Annotated in this window: 25 protein-coding genes and 2 pseudogenes; 23 read left to right on the top strand and 4 right to left on the bottom strand. The window is 43.2% G+C overall.

Going from position 1 to position 18511, the window contains the following annotated elements:
• Positions 1-157: 157 nt before the first annotated feature.
• The 23 genes and pseudogenes from EKN56_RS19720 (at position 158) to EKN56_RS20975 (ending at position 15107) form a co-directional block, all read left to right on the top strand.
• Positions 158-508, top strand: a complete 351-nt coding sequence (locus EKN56_RS19720; RefSeq protein WP_130593347.1) for an HNH endonuclease — start codon at positions 158-160, stop codon at positions 506-508.
• 151 nt (positions 509-659) lie between these two features.
• Positions 660-1155, top strand: a pseudogene (locus tag EKN56_RS19715) (phage terminase small subunit P27 family).
• Positions 1152-2885, top strand: coding sequence for a terminase large subunit (locus EKN56_RS19710; protein ID WP_130593346.1), 1734 nt, complete (start codon positions 1152-1154; stop codon positions 2883-2885). Before EKN56_RS19715 ends, EKN56_RS19710 begins: the two are co-directional and overlap by 4 nt.
• Positions 2882-3040, top strand: a complete 159-nt coding sequence (locus tag EKN56_RS20985; protein ID WP_168189690.1) for a hypothetical protein — start codon at positions 2882-2884, stop codon at positions 3038-3040. Before EKN56_RS19710 ends, EKN56_RS20985 begins: the two co-directional genes overlap by 4 nt.
• A complete protein-coding gene (locus tag EKN56_RS19705; protein WP_130593345.1) occupies positions 3033-4244 on the top strand; it encodes a phage portal protein in 1212 nt (403 codons plus the stop codon). The genes EKN56_RS20985 and EKN56_RS19705 overlap by 8 nt, the downstream gene beginning before the upstream one ends.
• The gene (locus EKN56_RS19700; RefSeq protein WP_130593344.1) at positions 4237-4836 is read left to right on the top strand and encodes an HK97 family phage prohead protease; all 600 of its coding nucleotides are present in this window, start codon (positions 4237-4239) and stop codon (positions 4834-4836) included. The genes EKN56_RS19705 and EKN56_RS19700 overlap by 8 nt, the downstream gene beginning before the upstream one ends.
• A 9-nt stretch (positions 4837-4845) precedes the next feature.
• Positions 4846-6054 (top strand): phage major capsid protein, encoded by a 1209-nt coding sequence (locus EKN56_RS19695; protein ID WP_130593343.1) that lies wholly within the window; start codon positions 4846-4848, stop codon positions 6052-6054.
• 86 nt (positions 6055-6140) lie between these two features.
• On the top strand, positions 6141-6455 hold the full coding sequence (locus tag EKN56_RS19690; protein ID WP_130593342.1) for a head-tail connector protein: 315 nt from the start codon (positions 6141-6143) through the stop codon (positions 6453-6455).
• Positions 6452-6826 carry a phage head closure protein gene (locus EKN56_RS19685; protein WP_246019901.1) on the top strand — a complete coding sequence of 125 codons (375 nt, stop codon included), beginning with the start codon at positions 6452-6454 and terminating at the stop codon, positions 6824-6826. The genes EKN56_RS19690 and EKN56_RS19685 overlap by 4 nt, the downstream gene beginning before the upstream one ends.
• Entirely contained in the window at positions 6807-7325 is a 519-nt protein-coding gene (locus EKN56_RS19680) for a hypothetical protein (protein WP_130593340.1), read from the top strand. Before EKN56_RS19685 ends, EKN56_RS19680 begins: the two co-directional genes overlap by 20 nt.
• Positions 7322-7885 (top strand): phage tail terminator protein, encoded by a 564-nt coding sequence (locus EKN56_RS19675; protein ID WP_130593339.1) that lies wholly within the window; start codon positions 7322-7324, stop codon positions 7883-7885. The genes EKN56_RS19680 and EKN56_RS19675 overlap by 4 nt, the downstream gene beginning before the upstream one ends.
• Before the next feature lie 4 nt (positions 7886-7889).
• Entirely contained in the window at positions 7890-8060 is a 171-nt protein-coding gene (locus EKN56_RS19670) for a DUF2635 domain-containing protein (RefSeq protein ID WP_130593338.1), read from the top strand.
• On the top strand, positions 8044-9540 hold the full coding sequence (locus EKN56_RS19665; protein WP_130593337.1) for a phage tail sheath subtilisin-like domain-containing protein: 1497 nt from the start codon (positions 8044-8046) through the stop codon (positions 9538-9540). Before EKN56_RS19670 ends, EKN56_RS19665 begins: the two co-directional genes overlap by 17 nt.
• On the top strand, positions 9540-9896 hold the full coding sequence (locus EKN56_RS19660; RefSeq protein WP_130593336.1) for a phage tail tube protein: 357 nt from the start codon (positions 9540-9542) through the stop codon (positions 9894-9896). Before EKN56_RS19665 ends, EKN56_RS19660 begins: the two co-directional genes overlap by 1 nt.
• On the top strand, positions 9893-10168 hold the full coding sequence (locus EKN56_RS19655) for a phage tail assembly protein (RefSeq protein WP_130593335.1): 276 nt from the start codon (positions 9893-9895) through the stop codon (positions 10166-10168). Before EKN56_RS19660 ends, EKN56_RS19655 begins: the two co-directional genes overlap by 4 nt.
• A gap of 102 nt (positions 10169-10270) precedes the next feature.
• The gene (locus EKN56_RS19650) at positions 10271-10909 is read left to right on the top strand and encodes a MipA/OmpV family protein (protein ID WP_168189689.1); all 639 of its coding nucleotides are present in this window, start codon (positions 10271-10273) and stop codon (positions 10907-10909) included.
• 74 nt (positions 10910-10983) lie between these two features.
• On the top strand, positions 10984-11307 hold the full coding sequence (locus EKN56_RS19645; RefSeq protein ID WP_130593333.1) for a helix-turn-helix domain-containing protein: 324 nt from the start codon (positions 10984-10986) through the stop codon (positions 11305-11307).
• 625 nt (positions 11308-11932) lie between these two features.
• Positions 11933-12877 carry a toxin-antitoxin system YwqK family antitoxin gene (locus tag EKN56_RS21395; RefSeq protein WP_246019899.1) on the top strand — a complete coding sequence of 315 codons (945 nt, stop codon included), beginning with the start codon at positions 11933-11935 and terminating at the stop codon, positions 12875-12877.
• Positions 12878-12946 (top strand): annotated as a pseudogene (locus EKN56_RS21670) (DUF596 domain-containing protein); the annotation flags it as partial.
• A gap of 20 nt (positions 12947-12966) precedes the next feature.
• Positions 12967-13395 carry a hypothetical protein gene (locus tag EKN56_RS19620; protein WP_130593332.1) on the top strand — a complete coding sequence of 143 codons (429 nt, stop codon included), beginning with the start codon at positions 12967-12969 and terminating at the stop codon, positions 13393-13395.
• Positions 13396-13431: 36 nt separating this feature from the next.
• The gene (locus EKN56_RS21390) at positions 13432-13650 is read left to right on the top strand and encodes a hypothetical protein (protein ID WP_246019897.1); all 219 of its coding nucleotides are present in this window, start codon (positions 13432-13434) and stop codon (positions 13648-13650) included.
• Positions 13651-14231: 581 nt separating this feature from the next.
• On the top strand, positions 14232-14594 hold the full coding sequence (locus tag EKN56_RS19610) for a hypothetical protein (RefSeq protein WP_130593331.1): 363 nt from the start codon (positions 14232-14234) through the stop codon (positions 14592-14594).
• A gap of 336 nt (positions 14595-14930) precedes the next feature.
• On the top strand, positions 14931-15107 hold the full coding sequence (locus EKN56_RS20975; RefSeq protein WP_168189568.1) for a hypothetical protein: 177 nt from the start codon (positions 14931-14933) through the stop codon (positions 15105-15107).
• Between the two features lie 129 nt (positions 15108-15236).
• On the opposite strand, the gene EKN56_RS19605 is transcribed toward EKN56_RS20975, so the two are convergent.
• From EKN56_RS19605 to rhaR, 4 genes are all read right to left on the bottom strand, one after another.
• Positions 15237-16022 carry a hypothetical protein gene (locus EKN56_RS19605; RefSeq protein WP_130593330.1) on the bottom strand — a complete coding sequence of 262 codons (786 nt, stop codon included), beginning with the start codon at positions 16020-16022 and terminating at the stop codon, positions 15237-15239.
• 383 nt (positions 16023-16405) lie between these two features.
• A complete protein-coding gene (locus EKN56_RS19600; protein WP_130593329.1) occupies positions 16406-16828 on the bottom strand; it encodes a hypothetical protein in 423 nt (140 codons plus the stop codon).
• Positions 16829-16870: 42 nt separating this feature from the next.
• On the bottom strand, positions 16871-17545 hold the full coding sequence (locus EKN56_RS19595; RefSeq protein ID WP_210405316.1) for a hypothetical protein: 675 nt from the start codon (positions 17543-17545) through the stop codon (positions 16871-16873).
• Between the two features lie 47 nt (positions 17546-17592).
• Positions 17593-18426 carry an HTH-type transcriptional activator RhaR gene (gene rhaR, locus EKN56_RS19590; protein WP_130593327.1) on the bottom strand — a complete coding sequence of 278 codons (834 nt, stop codon included), beginning with the start codon at positions 18424-18426 and terminating at the stop codon, positions 17593-17595.
• Positions 18427-18511: the final 85 nt, after the last annotated feature.

Raw genomic sequence — 18511 nt, 5'->3', positions numbered from 1 at the left:
CTATTGGTGCTTTATAAGAGGCGCTGTAATGATTATATAGTTTTATTCGTTGAGCAAATGACGGATTAAATATTTCGATACATCGCGCAAATATTAAATTTAACCAGCCAAGTGCTGGTTTTTTATGTCTGGAGAATATTGGAATGAGTATTAACTGATGCCAGCGAGAATACCAAAAGCCTGTCGTAAACGTGGGTGCCCTAAGACTACAACGGATAGATCGGGTTATTGTGATAACCATAAAGGCGATGGCTGGAATAGTTATCAGCAAGGCAAGAGCCGCCATGAGCGTGGATATGGTTCATCATGGGACCGACTAAAACCGATTGTTATGAAGCGCGATCGCTATCTTTGTCAAAACTGTTTAAGAAATGACATTGTGATATCGGGTACTACCGTTGACCATATTATACCTAAAGCCCGTGGCGGTAGTGACGAACTGTGTAATCTTGAATTGTTATGCGTGCCTTGTCACCGCAGAAAAACGGCGAGAGAAAGAATAAAATAGTTTCAAGTGAAATTATAACGCATGTTGGGGGGGGTAAAAATCTCTGAAAACCTCTCTTTCCCGTACTGCCCGCCTCCTTACATTTTTATACCCGCGAAAAATGAAATTTAACCCAGATGAGAAATAGTCTCATTTATAACGGAGATAGCTTATGGCTGGAACGGTGGGCCGGTCTGGTCGCCGCGCTAAGCCAACAGCGCGAAAGGAACTGGCTGGAAATCCCGGCAAACGGGCATTAAATAAAGATGAGCCTGTATTTACACCAATTAAGGGTGTAGCACCTCCGGAGTGGTTCGCAGAATGTGATCTTTCTCTGGCTTCCATTATGTGGGCGATGACCACAAAAGAGCTGTGTGGGCAGGGGATCTTGTGTATTACGGATCTTGCAGTTCTTGAGCGTTGGTGCGTTGCTTATGAGTTCTGGCGTCGGGCTGTTAAAAAAATTGCTATCCAGGGTAATACAGTACCTGGAGCAACAGGGGGAACAATAAAAAACCCTGAGCTTACAGCTAAAAAAGAACAAGAGTCTGAAATGAATTCAACGGGGGGCAATGCTTGGACTGGATCCCAGTAGTCGCCAACGGCTCATCGGTTTGGCCGGAAAGCAAAAAGAAAATAACCCATTTATTAAGATGATCACCTCATGAGCAGAAAATCTTACCCGAATGTTAATGCGGCAAATCAATATGCTCGTGATGTTGTACGCGGGAAGATTGTCGCATGCCGATATGTGATTGATGCTTGCCAGCGCCATATAGATGATCTGACCGTAGAAAAAACGAAGAAATTTAAATACAGATTTGATAAAGACCTGGCGGAAAAAGCGGCTAGGTTCATTCAACTGTTACCCCATACAAAAGGGGAGTGGGCATTCAAACGAATGCCAATAACTTTGGAACCGTGGCAACTATTTATTATTTGTTCTGTGTTCGGCTGGGTACATAAAGGAACAAAGTTACGGCGATTTCGGGAGGTATATACAGAAATTCCCCGTAAGAATGGAAAATCAGCCATATCTGCTGGCGTGGCTTTATTCTGTTTTACTTGTGATGCGGAGTTTGGGGCAGAAGTTTATTCAGGGGCGACAACAGAGAAGCAAGCATGGGAAGTTTTCAGACCTGCGCGTCTAATGTGTAAACGCACACCGATGATGGTAGAAGCTTTTGGTATTGAGGTTAATGCGTCTAATCTAAATAGGCCAGAAGATGGCGCCCGATTTGAACCATTAATTGGCAACCCTGGCGATGGGCAGTCACCGCATTGTGCTGTTGTTGATGAATATCACGAGCATGAAACTGACGCGTTGTATACCACCATGATAACGGGCATGGGGGCAAGGCGTCAGCCGTTGATGTGGGCTATTACAACCGCAGGTTATAACATTGAAGGACCGTGTTATGACAAACGCCGCGAAGTAGTCGAAATGCTTACTGGAATGGTACCAAATGATGAGCTATTTGGTGTTATCTATACGGTTGATGAGGGCGATGACTGGACCGATCCAAAGATTCTGGCAAAAGCTAACCCCAACATGGGGGTATCTGTTTATACCGAATTCTTATTAAGTCAGCAGCAAAGAGCTATTAATAACGCCAGACAAGCCGGTGTATTTAAAACTAAACATTTAAATATATGGGTTTCTTCACGTTCTGCTTTTTACAATATGGTGAGCTGGCGTAATTGTGAAGATAAAACATTAACGCTGGAAAAGTTCGAAGGGCAACCATGCATTTTGGCTTTTGACTTAGCCAGAAAGCTGGATATGAACAGTATGCCTCGCCTGTTTACCCGTGAGATTGAAGGTAAACGTCATTACTACTGTGTTTGCCCAAAATTCTGGGTGCCGTATGACACCGTATATAGCGTTGAAAAAAATGAAGACCGCCGTACAGCAGAACGTTTTCAGAAATGGGTTGAATTAGGTTTTCTCACTGTTACCGATGGGGCTGAAGTTGATTACCGTTACATTCTGGAAGAAGCCAAAGCCGCAAACCGATTAAATCCAGTTTCTGATTCACCCATTGACCCATTTGGAGCAACGGGCATTTCTCATGAGTTAGATGATGAAGAGATGAATCCCATTACCATCATTCAAAACTATACCAACATGAGTGACCCAATGAAGGAGTTAGAAGCAGCAATTGAGTCTGGCCGCTTTCATCATGATGGTAATCCTATTATGACCTGGTGCATTGGTAATGTGATCGGTAAGTATCTGCCCGGTAATGACGATGTTGTCAAACCTATTAAGGAGCAATCATCCAGTAAAATTGATGGGGCGGTTGCTCTTATTATGGCGATAGGGCGGGCTATGCTAAATGAGCCTAATGACTTCCTTTCCAGTCTGGATCCTGATGAAGATATTCTTTTCTTATGAAAACACTACTAATTGATTTAATTGTGTTGGCTGGTTTCAGTCTGCTGGTGACTGGTATCTACCTCCAATTTGGGCTGGCTACAGCATTGCAGATTGCTGGTAGTGGTTTGCTTGCATTTGCATTACTGGCTGCGTGGAGGGGTAAACGTGCTTGAAGCTATTTTTCGTAGCGATCCACTGGAGAATCCTTCTGTTCCTATTACAGCTGATTCTTTTGATTCTGATGGCGTATTTAAAAGTGATGTTTATGTAACGCCAGAAACATCAATGAAGCTGGCAGCGGTATATGCCTGTATTTATGTTCTTTCATCCAACGTTGCGCAGATGCCGTTGCATGTAATGAGAAAGGATGGAGATAGGGTTAACGTAGCTCGTGATCACCCTGTTTTCTATTTGATCCATGATGAACCTAATATGTGGCAGACCAGTTACAAATGGCGAGAACTTAAACAGCGACACATATTAGGCTGGGGGAATGGCTATACGAAAGTTGTAAGATCTAAGCGTGGAGAAGTTACGGGGCTTGATGCCTGCATGCCATGGGAAACCACACTAATAAAAACGGCTAACCGTTATACCTACGGTGTATATAACGATGAGGGGGCGTTTTCCATTCCGGTTGATGACATGATTCATATTCGGGCGCTTGGGAACACCCAAAAGATGGGGTTAAGCCCGATACTCCAGCATGCTGAGACAATTGGCATGGGGATGAGCGGGCAAAAATACACGAATACCTTTTTTAGTGGTAACGCTCGTCCGGCAGGAATTGTTTCTGTTAAAGGTGAAATTAAATCTGATGGCTGGGAACGTCTTAAAAAGATGTGGCAGAAGGCTTCATTAGCTTTACGGGGTGAAGAGAATAAAACGTTATTGCTTCCTGCTGAACTTGATTATAAGGCTCTGACGGTATCACCGGTCGATGCTCAACTGATCGATATGCTGAAACTGAACAGGTCAATGATTGCCGGTATTTTTAATGTGCCGGCTCATATGATTAACGATCTGGAAAAAGCGACATTCAGTAATATTTCAGAGCAGGCCATTCAGTTTGTCAGATATACCATCATGCCCTGGGTGGCAAATTGGGAACAAGAGCTAAACCGGCGATTGTTCACCAGAGCAAAGTTGGCTGCCGGGTATTATGTGCGTTTTAATCTTGCCGGGCTTTTACGCGGAACGCCAAAGGAACGGGCTGAGTTTTATCATTATGCTGTTACCGATGGCTGGATGAGCCGAAATGAAGTCAGAGCATTCGAAGATATGAATCCGGTAGAAGGCCTGGACAAAATGCTGGTGAGCGTTAATGCAGCGACACCGATTAAAGGTGATAAAGAAGAAGGGGAGCCTGATGAGTGAAAGAGAAACCCGATGTTATAGCGGGGAAGTAAGAGCAGAGCAGCGAGAAGCGGAGCCTACACGAATTATCGGATATGGCTCCGTTTTTAATTCCCGCTCTGAAGCGATGTGGGGTTTTCGTGAAATTATTAAGCCTGGCGCTTTTGATAACGTGCTGAATGATGATGTGCGCGGGTTATTTAACCATGACCCTAATTTTATCTTAGGTCGCCGTGCTGCTGGAACCTTATCACTATCTGTTGATGAGCATGGTTTACGTTATGACATAACGGCACCGGATACTCAAACTATACGCGATTTAGTGATTGCACCAATGATCCGCGGTGATATCAACCAGTCATCTTTTGCTTTTCGTGTTGGTCGCGATGGTGAGCATTGGTATGAAGATGATGAAGGGATTGTTATTCGGGAGATTACCAAGGTTTCCCGTCTATTTGATGTATCACCGGTGACTTATCCCGCATACCAGGAGGCTGATTCTGGTGTGCGTTCAATGAAAGCATGGCAAGAAGCTCGCGATAGTGGAGCTATTCAACAAGCCATTAATCAAAGAATGGCGCGTGAGCGCTTGTTACAACTTATTAATAAGTAAGGATTTAAGATGTCATTAAAATTTCATGAAATGCAGCAAAAACGCCAGACGATCGCCAAAGAAATGCGAGCGCTTCACGATTCTATTGGTGAAAGTGTCTGGACAGAAGAACAGCGTAAAAGTTGGAATGATGCCAAAACTCAACTTGATCAACTTGATGAACAGATCCAGCGAGAGGAAGAGTTAAGGCAGCTGGATGATATCGCTGTTAAGAAACAAGAGCCGGAACAGCGTCAGCAAAACAATGAGCAGGAAGTTAGAGCTGCAGCTTTTGATAAGTTTCTGCGTCACGGTATGGGGGAGCTAACCAATGAAGAGCGTAACGCTGTCAAAGAGTTACGAGCTCAAGGCGTATCGCCTAACGAGGCTGGTGGTTACACTGTGCCAACTCAAATGTTGAATAAAGTTATTGATTCAATGAAAGCCTACGGTGGAATTGCATCAGTAGCGCAAATTTTAACAACTTCAAATGGTCAGGATATTCCCTGGGCAACGTCTGACGGTACGGCAGAAGAAGGTGAGTTGCTGGGTGAAAACACTCAAACAACGGAAGAAGATGTTGAATTTGGTGGCGCAACTTTAGGTGCCAAAAAGTTATCGTCTAAAATTATTCGGGTGTCTAACGAACTTTTACAAGATAGCGGCATTGATATTGAAGCCTATCTTGCAGGTCGAATTGCCCAGCGTATCGGGCGTGGGGAAGCTAAGTATCTTGTTAATGGAACAGGGGCAGGAACACCATTGCAACCAAAAGGACTGGCGGCATCGGTAACCGGAGCTACTACAGCAAAGGCATTAACATTATCATGGCTGGATATTAATGCTTTAAAACATAGTATTGATCCTGCGTATCGTAATGGACCAAACTTCAGACTGGCATTTAATGATTCCACTCTGAAGGTCATTAGTGAAATGGTTGATGCTCAGGGGCGCCCATTGTGGTTACCCGATATAGTTGGTGCTGCTCCAGCATCGGTGTTACATACTCCTTATGTCATTGATCAGGCCATTGCTGATATCGGTGCCGGCAATAAGTTTATGTATTGTGGTGATTTTAACCGCTTTATTTTGCGACGTATTGCCTATATGACATTAAAACGCTTGGTTGAGCGTTATGCTGACTTTGATCAGACGGCGTTTTTAGCATTCCACCGCTTTGACTGTGTGTTGGAAGATGTTGCGGCCATTAAAGCTCTGGTAGGTCCGGCCAGTAAATAACTTTTTCATGTAGCCAGTGATGCCGCGTAAGCGGTTTTTTTATGCCCGTAATTCAGTGTTGCGGGCTTTTACTTTGAGGAGCACCAATGCTGACACTCAAAGAAATAAAGATTCAGTGCCGTATTGATGCAGACTATACCGTTGAGGATGATTTTCTGGAACTGATAGGAAAGGCGGCGATAAAACGTATCGAAACACGGACTAATCGTCACCTCTACAAAACAGAAGTACCGGAAACCGATCTGGATGGATTGTTGTTTCAGGAAGACATTAAATTAGCTGCTCTTCTGTTAGTCGGTCATTGGTATGAAAACAGAACCGCTGTCGGGGATTTTGATCAAACCGAAGTTCCTATGGGGTTTAATTTTATCATCGATCCTTACAGGTTTATTCCATTATGAAAAGACGTTTAATGGAGATAACCGGGAATTTCAGAAACCCAAAGATAGGGGAGCTGGATAAGTGGATTACTTTCCGGAACCGAGAAGACCTCCCTGCTGATGATTTTGGTACGACTGCTGTTTATCAGGATATTTGTAGTACATGGGGGAGACTGGCTCCGGTTGGTGAGTCTGTTCGTATTGGCTCTACTCAGATAGATAACGCGATTACCCATAAGATATTAATCCGGTTCAGAACGGATATCGATACAGACAGTGAGGCCGTGATCGGTGGTGTTAGCTATCGGGTTAAAGGTGTGACTGATTTGAACGGAAAAAAGCGATTTCTTGTCGTGAACGTGGAGGAGTTATATGGCGATAGAGGATTCTAATACGGGTCTTTATCTGCACGTTGATTTCCCTAAAGATCCTGAGTTCAGATTTATCAGGGCAAGAGTCAGGAAAGCATTTATTGCTTCTGGTCAAAGTGTAATGAAAGAGGCACGCAGGCAACTGGCTCGTCGTGCCGTCTCACGTGCTGGGGAAATACCTGGATTTAGAACGGGTAAATTATCTAAATCTATTGGGTACTATGTACCCCGAGCCTCATCCCGACGACTGGGATTTATGGCTAAGGTTGCGCCTAATCAGAAAAATGGGAAGGCCAGTCGCCCCATTAAAGGTGATTTCTATCCTGCGTTTCTTTATTACGGTGTTCGTCGTGGCGCTAAACGCCGCCGCAAGCATCACAAAGGGGCGAGTGGTGGTCAGGGGTGGAAGATTGAACCGCGTAAGAATTTTATGGAAGTGGCGCTGTTAAATCGCCGGGCATGGGTCGAGGCGGTGTTATTTAAAGCTCTTCAAGATTCATTGAGGCCAGTTAAAAAATGAAACTTTCATTAATTATCGCCGCACTTCGGCTGCGTTGTCCTGTGTTTGAAAGCCGGGTTTCAGGCGCAGCTGAATTTAAACCCCTTCCCGACACTGCAAAAATGAAGTTGCCAGCAGCTTATGTTATCCCTCTGGATGACAATGCCGAAGATAATAAATCTCAAACTGACTATTGGCAGAATATAACAGATGGCTTTGCTGTTATTGTCATTATTGATAATCAGTCTGATGAGCGCGGGCAAAAGTCCAGCCATGATGCTGTTCATGACATCCGCAATGAGCTATGGAAGGCGTTACTAGGCTGGCAGGTAGATGATTGTTACGATCCTATTCAGTATGACGGCGGTAATTTGCTGGATATGAATCGTAGCATGTTGTATTACCAGTTTGAGTTTTCAGCTCGCCGTGAAATATCAGCAGAAGAAACCCGACAATGGGATGACCTGCAGCAACTAAAAGAATTTAGTGAAGTGCTGGGGGGCATTGATTTGATTGTTCATGAAGATCAACAGCCCGATGGACATATTGATTTTCCTCTTCAAATTCTATTAAACGAGTAAAAACATGCATGTAATTCCTGTAAAAGGGCGGTCGGTTCCCGATCCTGCCCTGGGGGATCTTTTGCCTGAAAAAGGGCGGAATGTGACCCCGAATGGATATTGGTACCGTCGGATCGCGGCGGGTGATGTTATTGAAAAAAAAGTAAAGGTGAAAAAGCATGTCAATGAGCTTTAATACCGTTCCAGCTGATATTCAGGTGCCGTTGTTTTTTGCAGAAATGGACAACAGCGCGGCAAATACCAGTCAGGATAGCAGTCCAGTTCTTCTTATCGGTCATGCTTTGTCTGACTCAAGCATTGAACCAAATACATTAACCATCATGCCATCCGCTGATCGTGCCAAGAAGCTGGCTGGTCGCGGTAGCCAGTTAGCACGGATGGTTGAAGGGTACCGTAATGTTGATCCGTTCGGCGAGGTATGGGTGATTGCTGTACCTGAAACAGCATCAGAAGAAGCTGCTACGGGTGAAATAACCATTACCGGGACAGCGCTTAGCGCGGGCGTTATTTCGCTTTATATCAGTTCTGTCCGCGTTAGTGTTCCGGTGGTGGCTCAGGATGAGGCAACAGCGGTTGCTGCTTCTATTGCTGCGACAGTGAATGCGAATTTAGATGTGGCTGTAACGGCACAGGCAGAGGCCGGAAAAGTAACGTTAACGGCTAAAAATAAAGGCATTAGTGGTAATGAATTACCGGTTTCTGTCAACTACCGTGGTACGGTCGGTGGAGAAGAAACGCCATCAGGCGTCAATATCGCCATTCAGGTGATGTCTGGTGGCGTGGGCGTTCCGGACTTAACGGCGGTCATTGCCACCATGGGTGATGAACCCTTTGATTTTATTGGGTTACCATTCAATGATGCTGCAACGTTGGCACTAATGGGCGCAGAAATGAACGATGACACCGGGCGCTGGAGTTATGCCCGCCAACTTTATGGTCATGTCTATACTGCCAGAATTAGCGATCTTTCAAACCTTGTCGCATTTGGTTCAACACTCAATGATCCGCACCTGAGTGTGGCAGGCTATGAGTCTGATATTCAAACGGCTGCGGATGAATTGACCGCTATTCGTGTGGCTCGTAATGCGGTATTTATTCGCAATGATCCCGCCAGACCAACACAGACGGGGGTGTTAAACGGTGCTTTACCTGCCGTGAAAGGGAAGTGCTTTGCGTTGCCGGAACAACAATCACTGTTAACTCATGGCATTGGTACGGCGTATGCAGAAGGAAATACATTGCGTATTCAGCGCGATATCACAACCTATCAGCGTAACGCCTATGGTGTATCCGACAACAGCTATTTTGATAGTGAAACCTTACATACCAGCGCTTATGTTTTACGCCGCCTGAAATCAGTGATTACTTCAAAATATGGACGGCATAAGTTAGCAAATGACGGTACCCGTTTTGGTCCCGGTCAGGCGATAGTGACACCCAAGGTTATCAAAGGTGAACTGTGCGCGGTATATAAAGAGCTGGAACGGGCAGGGATTGTTGAAAATTTTGAATTGTTTAAACAATACCTGATTGTTGAGCGTAATGCTGACAACCCAAACCGTCTTGATGTTTTGTTCCCGCCTGATTATGTCAATCAGTTGCGGGTGTTTGCGCTGATTAACCAATTCCGACTGCAGTATAAGGAGGCCGCATAATGGCTAAGATTGGCGGTACGACTTATTTTAAAGTGGATGGATACCAGCTTTCTTTAACTGGCGGTATTGAAGTGCCCATGAATACCTCTGTTAAAGATGATGTAGTTGGTTTAGATGGCTCTGTTGATTATAAAGAAACACACCGGGCCCCATACACCAAGGGGACGTTTAAAGTTCCCGAAGATTTTCCGATTGATAAGCTGACCAGCTCTGATGCGATGACGATTACATCAGAGCTGGCAACTGGTCGGGTTTACGTTTTATCAAATGCCTGGCTGCATGGTGAAGCAAACCATAATGCGGAAGAAGGTACAGTTGATATGGAATTTCACGGACAAGAAGGGTTTTATCAATGATTACTGTTCCTCTTAGTAAACCAATTAAAGCACATGGTGAAGAGCTTAACGAATTGAATTTAAAGGCTCCATCCGTACCGGATATCCGTAAAAATGGTATACCTCTGATATTTCAAACTGACGGGGCGATGTCTATTAATGCCAACGCGGTATTAAACTATTTACCTGCGTTAGCAGGAATACCGCCATCTGCGGTAGATCAACTGGATCCACCTGATATCACAGCTATCTGTATGGCGGTAATTCCTTTTTTTACGGGCTCGGGGACGTAACTTCACTCATTACCCGAGTATATAACCTGGCCTATTTTTTCAAGATTAACCCCCTGGATTTAATGAATGAACCCATCTCAGTTATTGCTGAGATGGAGATTCATGCCAATCGTATTGCCGGTATTTGACTATCAGATGGAAAACGGTCTGTTTGCCAGCACGTTGAGAGGCATTGGTTATCGGGGCGACATTGGCAATTTTGACTACAGCGCTTCACTTAACTATCGGCCAGAGCGTAAAAGCAAAGATCTGCGTGATAGTCAGGATAAAAAAGGCACCCTGAAAGGAATGGGGAATGTTAAAGCCTCTATGGTTGCCGATGTGGGGCTGGGTTACAGGTTAACCGACTACCTGAGTGTTAATGCCCAAATGAATCTTCCCCTGACGGAAGATAAAAATGGTAATTCCATGCAGCTTGGTATGGATGCATCGTTGCTACAGACTGACCAACATCAAATTGGCTGGAATATTGCCACTCACTTTGCCGATAGTAAGTACATGCAAACTTACTATGGCGTCACTTCACGACAGTCGGAAAAGACTGGCCTAAAAGATTATAAGCCCAGAGCCGGTATCTATGCCGTTAGTACCGAGTTGAGCTGGCGATATGGTGGAACTGACGGCTGGTCGCTCACGACCAAAGCCGGGGTCGCTCAACTGCTGAGAGACGCATCAAAAGGGCCGCTGATAAGGCGCAAAACCGAACCGGGTGCCGGATTGATGGTGGCTTACACTTTTTAGTTTGTATTAAAGCAAGCAGGTTATCAGATGGCCATAACGTTGAGGTCATCTGAGTGAGTTACAGGAGATAAATTATGTATCGATCCATCGTTGTCCATGAATTAGTTGACTGGATTGAAGAACATTTGGAGGAGCCGTTATCCCTTGATCGCGTTGCCTATAAATCAGGTTATTCCCAATGGCATTTGCAGCGGATCTTTCGTGAAGTGACCGGCGATTCTGTGGCTAATTACATTCGTAAAAAACGCTTACAGGAAGCGGCATTCGAGTTAAAGCAGAGTGAGAGAACTATCGCCGATATCGCCTATCAGTATCAGTTTGATTCTCACCAGAGCTTTACTCGCGCATTTAAAAAGCTATTTGATGAGACGCCGTCAGTTTATCGGCAGTATCGCTGAAAGCAGTGTATTGGTGGGTCAAAACATAAGTTAAAAGGCTATAAATCGACATCTTCTCCTGTGGTTGAGGAATAGTTCAATTTAATCAGGGGTGAATAAGCAGAAATAGTTGTAAAGCTATGCTATATCCCTATTAAATACAGGCCATATCTATTTTCTTCGATATATAAAACAGTTAGTAGATATTATTAATAATATGTTTGTTGGCATTTGAAATCATACGAATGGGTGACTAAATTTGAAGGTAATGTGTGTTACCTGTACACACATAATAGTAAGCGTATTTAAGACCTCATTTGGTTGAGCCCCTCGCTGAGGGGCTTTTTTTTGGGGGGGTGTTATTTATATTCAAGATTATTAAATCATCGGTAAACCACTTCATTCTGGCTTCACGTTGTAGCAATACAGTTATCAACGTTGAATAACGAATAATGAGAAATTGCTATGATTAAGCTAATTATGACTATGGCGTTTTGCGGTATTCTCCTTGCAGGATGCAATAAGGGCTGTGAACCAGGATGTAATAGCAGCTGTGCATCAGGCATGGTAAAGGCGGCATTTTCTGCCTGCGGTCCTGTATAAAATGACGATTTCAAGCCTGTCAGGGAAGTAAGGAGTGTAGCGAATGCTACCCATAAAATATTCTGCAGTTATCGGATGTTTGCTTTTACCGCTTGTCACTGCCTGTGCCAGCCCCCTCTCACAATCATCTCAACATGTTCAGACCAATGACGGGCCGAATTCTGCTGCACGTAACAGTACGCATAACGGCGTCGTTACCCAGTGGAATGATGAGGGGCAAAAAGAGCAGGTAACTTACGTTAATGGCGTGAGAAACGGACGCTGGACTCAGTGGGATAAAGATGGTCAAAAAATTGCGGAAGGGACTTATCAATCAAATCAGCCAGAAGGCGAATGGACCTATTGGTATAAAAGTGGTCAGAAGCGCACGATTACCTATTATAAAAATCTTAAGCGAGATGGCGTCTGGCGCGGCTGGACTGAAGAAGGGCAACTGAACTGGGTCATTCACTATCAGGATGGTAAACGGCATGGGGTATCAACCTCCTGGCATAGTAATGGGCAAAAATATCAGGAAACTTTTTATCACAATGATAAGCCCGATGGCGTGAGTTCACGTTGGTATGAAAACGGCCAGAAATTATCAGAAACGGTTTATCAACATGGTGAACCAATCGGTATTGAGCGTGGGTGGCATCAAAATGGACAAAAGGCAGCTGAAGGTGGTTATCTGAATGGTAAAAAGGATGGAGAATGGCTGCGGTGGGATTTTAATGGTCAGATAAGCCAGTCTGGCCATTATAAGCGCGGTCTGCAGGAAGGTATGTGGATAGACTACTGGTCAACGCGACATCTGGAGCGCCTCTCCGGTATTTATCGAAAAGGAAAGCGCGAGGGCGTCTGGCTGGCATGGCATCCGAATGGTCGGCTGTCAGAGAGAATGAGCTATCAGCAGGGGCAACTTAATGGCCGGTGGGAATATTGGGATTCTCACGGTACAAAAACAGAGGAAGGTGAATATCTGAACGGCTCAAAGAATGGCCTTTAGTTTTTTGATGAGTCTTGCCCTGGGGGAGCAGTCTGGATACTTGAAGATGGCTATTTGGAGTGGACTTAAAATGAAGCAGAGATTATTTGATGAATAAGAAAAGTTTTTATGAAGAGAAACTACTTTGGAGGCTCCAGAGAAATAAGTTAAGTTCTTCTGATAAGTTAGTGTTCACAGGGTTGCATGATTCTATCAAGCAGCATTTGTTAGAGTATGCGGGTATAGAGACCATCCCTGTAATTGTATTTTGGAACGGTAAAGAGTTATGGACTTTTATTAGTGGATTAGAAGTCGTTAGTATGCACAGTGGCTTAGTTCATCGTATTCATCTTGATGATATTAATAAGAAAATAAAAGTTCCATCATTGGTTAAACAAGGCAAAGAATCGAAAATGACTTTTAACTATCTTGATCTTGGTGACGAAGGTATCCGTGTTTGGGCTCCTGAAGGGAAAGAAATGTTTGTTTTGATGAATCTGCTTCAGATGTTTCCTTTACTTAATAATCAAATTACATAAATAACAAATAATGGTTAAATTTAGGGGATATCAATAATGAAATTACCAGATGGTTTCAAATTTGATTTTGTTGAGTACTGTAATGCGTTAGAAGGTCGAAATTTACAGTCTGTTTGGTGGTCAACAGAATCATTAGCTAAAACATTTGAGTTAAGAAAAAAAGTGTTTTTCATACTGTTTGAAAGGCTATTGGAAAATAATTTAATAAAATTAGCGAAGAAGGGTATTTTTTTAGAAGGAACGATATCTGAATAAATTGAGCTTTTTAAACAAAAATTTCCTAAGACAGAAGTTGAAATGGAAGAGGGACTTTGGTTTTTTGATGAAGACTGTCCGGGAGGGGCAGTATGGCTTCATAAGAATGGTACTTTGGTGTGGACCTGATGTAGAAGGTTAAAGTTGAATATCTATTTCAATCATCAGTCAATGAGTGATATGTATTGGAGCCAGAATAGTGAGTACACCAGAGTTTGATAATAGAGATGTTAAATTTATTAGGGAGATATCTTATATAAATCAGGGTGAGTACTTTATAAAAATGCAATCTAAAAATGGCGATTATATATCGTCGTTATGTAAATTATCTATATTGAATGATAATAAGTCAGGCTCAAATAAAATAATTAACTTCGAGTCTGATGAATTTAGTACAGAAATTATGATGGGTTTTATTAACGTAAAATCACTCTGCAAAATGATTGGGTATTTTCATGATCTAACATTAATTACTGATTAAGATTAGTTCTGATCTTTTGTATTTAGATTCATATGATAATCACTACTTTAGCTACCAAAAGTAATGATGACTGCAATGAATTTTGCATCAAGGAGGAAAAATGAACATTGTACCTAACACTGAGAAAATAATTAAAGATTCAAAAGGGTTATGGCTATCCGGGCTATTTGGTTCCACTATTGGCTGGAATCCTGATCATGCTCTATCTACATATAAAAATATGTTTTTTAATATTATCAAAGTATTACTTGATGATGGGGCTGTACGATTTTGTAGACCAGACGATCCTTTAGGTAAGAAAGAACCATATTGGAAAACAGATAGTGACACCATCATTAATTATCTTCAGGAAAATTGGCCGGATAACGTAACCGATGAAAATGATGAAGAGCTGAATATGTATTTTTATGAAATGCCCGCTATTTTATGGCGAGATGACTCTGGTAAATATATAGGTTCGTAGTGAACGCTTCAGTGAAATAAATCATTCCATTTTTGCGATACTCCCCCAAAATCCCAAATTTTCCCATCAAAACCCCGGCCATTCAATTGACCCCTTTGCTGTATAAATATACTGTGGCGGTGCAGGTCAATATGCCTGCTAAAAGGCAAAACCCCGTAGTGCGGGAACACTAACGGGGTTTCTAACCACAACGTTACTGGAGTAACCTCATGGCTGTCGTGAAGCATACCCAAACTCACCCTGAATTTATAGCTCGCCCCCCATCCAATTTCAGATCGGGATCGGAAAAACGCTCCTCCATTGCAGTTTGTTACCTGAAAACTGGAGGGCGTATCGATGATTAATCCTGTTGAAGTGACCTCAAATGACCCACTGGAACTGGCGGAGCAATGCCTTGCGCTGATTAGCGCGGTAGTGAATCTTGATGACACGCCGACAAAAGAGTCGCTACAGTTTATTCTGCAAGAGAAGATGACGGCATTGTTTGCCGTGTTATATGCCAGTAACGGCTAAGTTCAGGTTTGAGGTTGTTCTTTGAGGCTTACAGGTGCCAATGTGCACCTGTAATGCACATTGGCACCGTTTTTGTTCAACAAAATACTAATACTTTCCTGCTTGTTCCTAAAGTTTTATGAAAGGGCATTATTCTCTTGTTAATTCAATATCGTAACGTTCTTTTCCAATGAAAAACGAATATAGCATTTTATTGTTGGATATAATCTTGATTATTGAACTATGTTGTGACTTGTGGAATGGATGTTCATATAGAGTTTCTTTTTTTGAATATGCATAGGATTCGTAATGTAATTCATTATTGACCCAATGGACATTATTGTAGAGGAAAGTCCAATTTTCATTACTATCTGTCTTTAAATAAGCGTGACCATTCTCATTTTGAGAAATTTCAATTTGTGTAACACCCTCATTATTAGCCCATTTTCCTATGTAGTCATTAATGTTTTTATCTGATGGTATCATCGGAGATGGAATAAAATCACTTTCTTTATATTCAGTCTTAGGTGGGGCATTTACAGGTCCGATGTAGAGTTTGCACAAAGGATGCACATTATCCATTTTCAAATAATCGAATGAGAGATTGATATCATCATTGATTTTTTGTTCTAGTCTCATTGTAGATAGCTTCAATTCTAATATTTTTAAGTCGAAGCTATACGAAGGAGATTTTAATTGGATTATGTTATTTTTTTCATTAATTGAATATGTAAATATTTCTAACTCATTTTTTTCATTAGGTTTTGCGCAATTAAAAGGGTGTAATAGAGATGTTCCATTTGATTTAAATTCAATTACATTGGCAATGCCATTTTTCAACGGATACATAGCCCAGATACCAATCAAATTGTCTTTGCTGGTAGCAAATGAATTTAATGAAAGAAAAACTAAAATAATAGAAAATAATTCTCTCATTGATAAATCCTATAAATTTAATTTTGTAGATAAGCAACTAATCAGGCTCTATATGAACCCTTAGTATAACCTTTCACGATAACAGTTAAGCTCAGTTGTTGTATGTGGCTAGCCGCAATAATGAATGTCATCCGTTGCGGCTATGTTGGAATTAGATGATCAAAGGTGATGAAAGTCAACGTATGGGACTGGACAAGGTAATAATAGATAGTCAATTAAAATATCGCTCCAGAAGATAAAGTGTGAAGTACTAACTTTTCTGAAGTTATCCAATCTCAATTAATAAAAACTAAAGAACCAAACATCTCCTGAATCGCCCGACGTTTCACCTCTGGCATTGAATGAATTCTCCATTACTGGCCTGCATCATATTAATGACTCAGCTACGGCTGGCACTCAATCACTTCCGGCTTATCATGGCTGATGACCTTCACCAACCTCGCCACATCAAAGTCATCATTTTGTTGCTCATTAATACGGTAATCCGCCACCTCTACCGTTAGCTTACCGCTATAGCCACAACCCTGTCTGGGCGGGGCGGCGGGAACATCTAATGCTTTTCTGGCCTGCTGGAAATCACTAAAACAGAACCAAAGATCCCGCTCATCACCCTTACTGCGGGGGATCTGTTTACCGCTTTGGGCATCCGGGAATATACAGATATTTTGCCCGATCATCTCCAGGCTCATTTCGTCGGTATAAAAGGTGTATTCTCCCGACAGCACCATAGTGCTTGCAGCTACCGAAGTACCCGCCGTTATACCCAGCAAAATGCAGGCGATTAGCCCGGTCTTAATGTGCGGCATGTTCTGTCCTGTTACTGTTGTTTGCCATAGATTAATCATAACCTAATTACTATGCTTTTCTGCCCAACGGCAAAACGCATCTTCACTGTCCCGATCGCCCATCTCCGCCGGATGCTTAACAATTTCCAAAGCCGTGGCTGGAATAGTGGTATTAAAGGTCTTTTGCACCCACTGCTGAAATTCCACGTTAGGGTGAATATGCATACCACTGTCAGATTGTGCGTGATTGGGTGGATAAGGGAACTCTTCATTCCAGCATATCTCATCATATCCAATGGCCAGTAATCGCAGAAAGTCCACCATATTATCAGCCAGAATACAGCTGAGAATAGAGCCGGAACCTGAACCCATATGCACTATTTTGAGCTTTCCATCATCGTCCAGCCACAGTGCCGCTTCAGAACCCTCCGCTCCGGTGCGGGCAAAAACGCACAGGCGTTGGCAAATTTCCGGCTTATCTTCCTCCAGCCCGAACCAGTAGCGTAATCCATCATTTCTGTTCGCGTTAAACAAAATGATGGTTCCCCCTTGTCGTTCCTCGTCTGTCCAGCTCTCTTCCAGCTTATCGGTGGGATATAAAAATCCGGTGCGATGACCATCGTCGTAGTCTTCATAATAGCCTTGCTGCTCAATCCATTGATAAAGCTGTGCCAGTTCATCCGGAACCCAAAGTTTTTCAGGTAATACGGCTTTTAGTTGTTCCAGTAGTTTTCCCATGATGGTTTCTCCTGACAGAGGTAAAATTGGGATACAGATAGGGCATTTTAACGGAAACGCTGGCGGTATTCGCTGGGGGATATGCCCAGAGCCCGACTGAAGACGGCAGAGAAGTAGTTGCTGTCTTCAAAGCCACATTCTGATGATATTTCACTAATTTGTATTTGTTTTTGCCGCAGCAATGCCATCGCCTTACACAGCCTGAGCTGGCGCAGGTAATGGCTGATACTGACTCCGGTATGCTGCTTAAATAGCGCCTGTATACTTCTCGGCGATAGCTGGTGGCGGTGGCAGAAATCCTCCAGCCGGAAGGCGTTACCGATACCCGCATGCAAATCCAGCATCAGACGGTCGAGCAACTGCGCATCTGCCAGTTGATGACTGTCCGGCGGGTGGCGATAACGCTGTAACAGTAAAATTAATTGTAGAAACAGGGACTCACTTAGCTGAACAGAGAGGGCATCAGATTTAATACACTCTTTTGCCAGCGCATCAATTACCGTCTGAATGGTGGATATTCCCTGAATGCCCAGTCGCCAGTAACGCTTTTCCTGACTGTCATTATCGCCGGGGATCAGTGTCTCCCAGTCTGCGGACAGGTTTAATCGCGAGCGGCAATAGAGAATATTGTTCAGCTCCAGATCGTTAACCGACTCATAGCCATGATGGTCGCTGGCGTTGATATAGAACAAATCGCCGCAGGTAATATAGTAGGGCACGTCATTGACGATATGCAGGCCATTGCCGCGTCGGACAATCACCAGTTCATAAAAGTCATGGGTATGAATAGGGAAAACCGGTTGGGGTAACCGTTCGGCAACGGTTACCGTATTTTTCTCGCTAAAAAAGAAATCATGAGTGTGAAGTTTCAGTAATGACATGCGATCTGTTTCCCTGCCGGCACTTCTGGTATTCAGTGTGACATATCACCGTCAGCTTTACGGTGATGGAGGTCTTAATCTGGTC

This window comes from Limnobaculum zhutongyuii (genome assembly GCF_004295645.1).
Taxonomy (GTDB): Bacteria; Pseudomonadota; Gammaproteobacteria; order Enterobacterales; family Enterobacteriaceae; genus Limnobaculum; species Limnobaculum zhutongyuii.
Note: the sequence above shows the minus strand (reverse complement) of the source record. Positions and strands in the feature narration are given on the sequence as shown.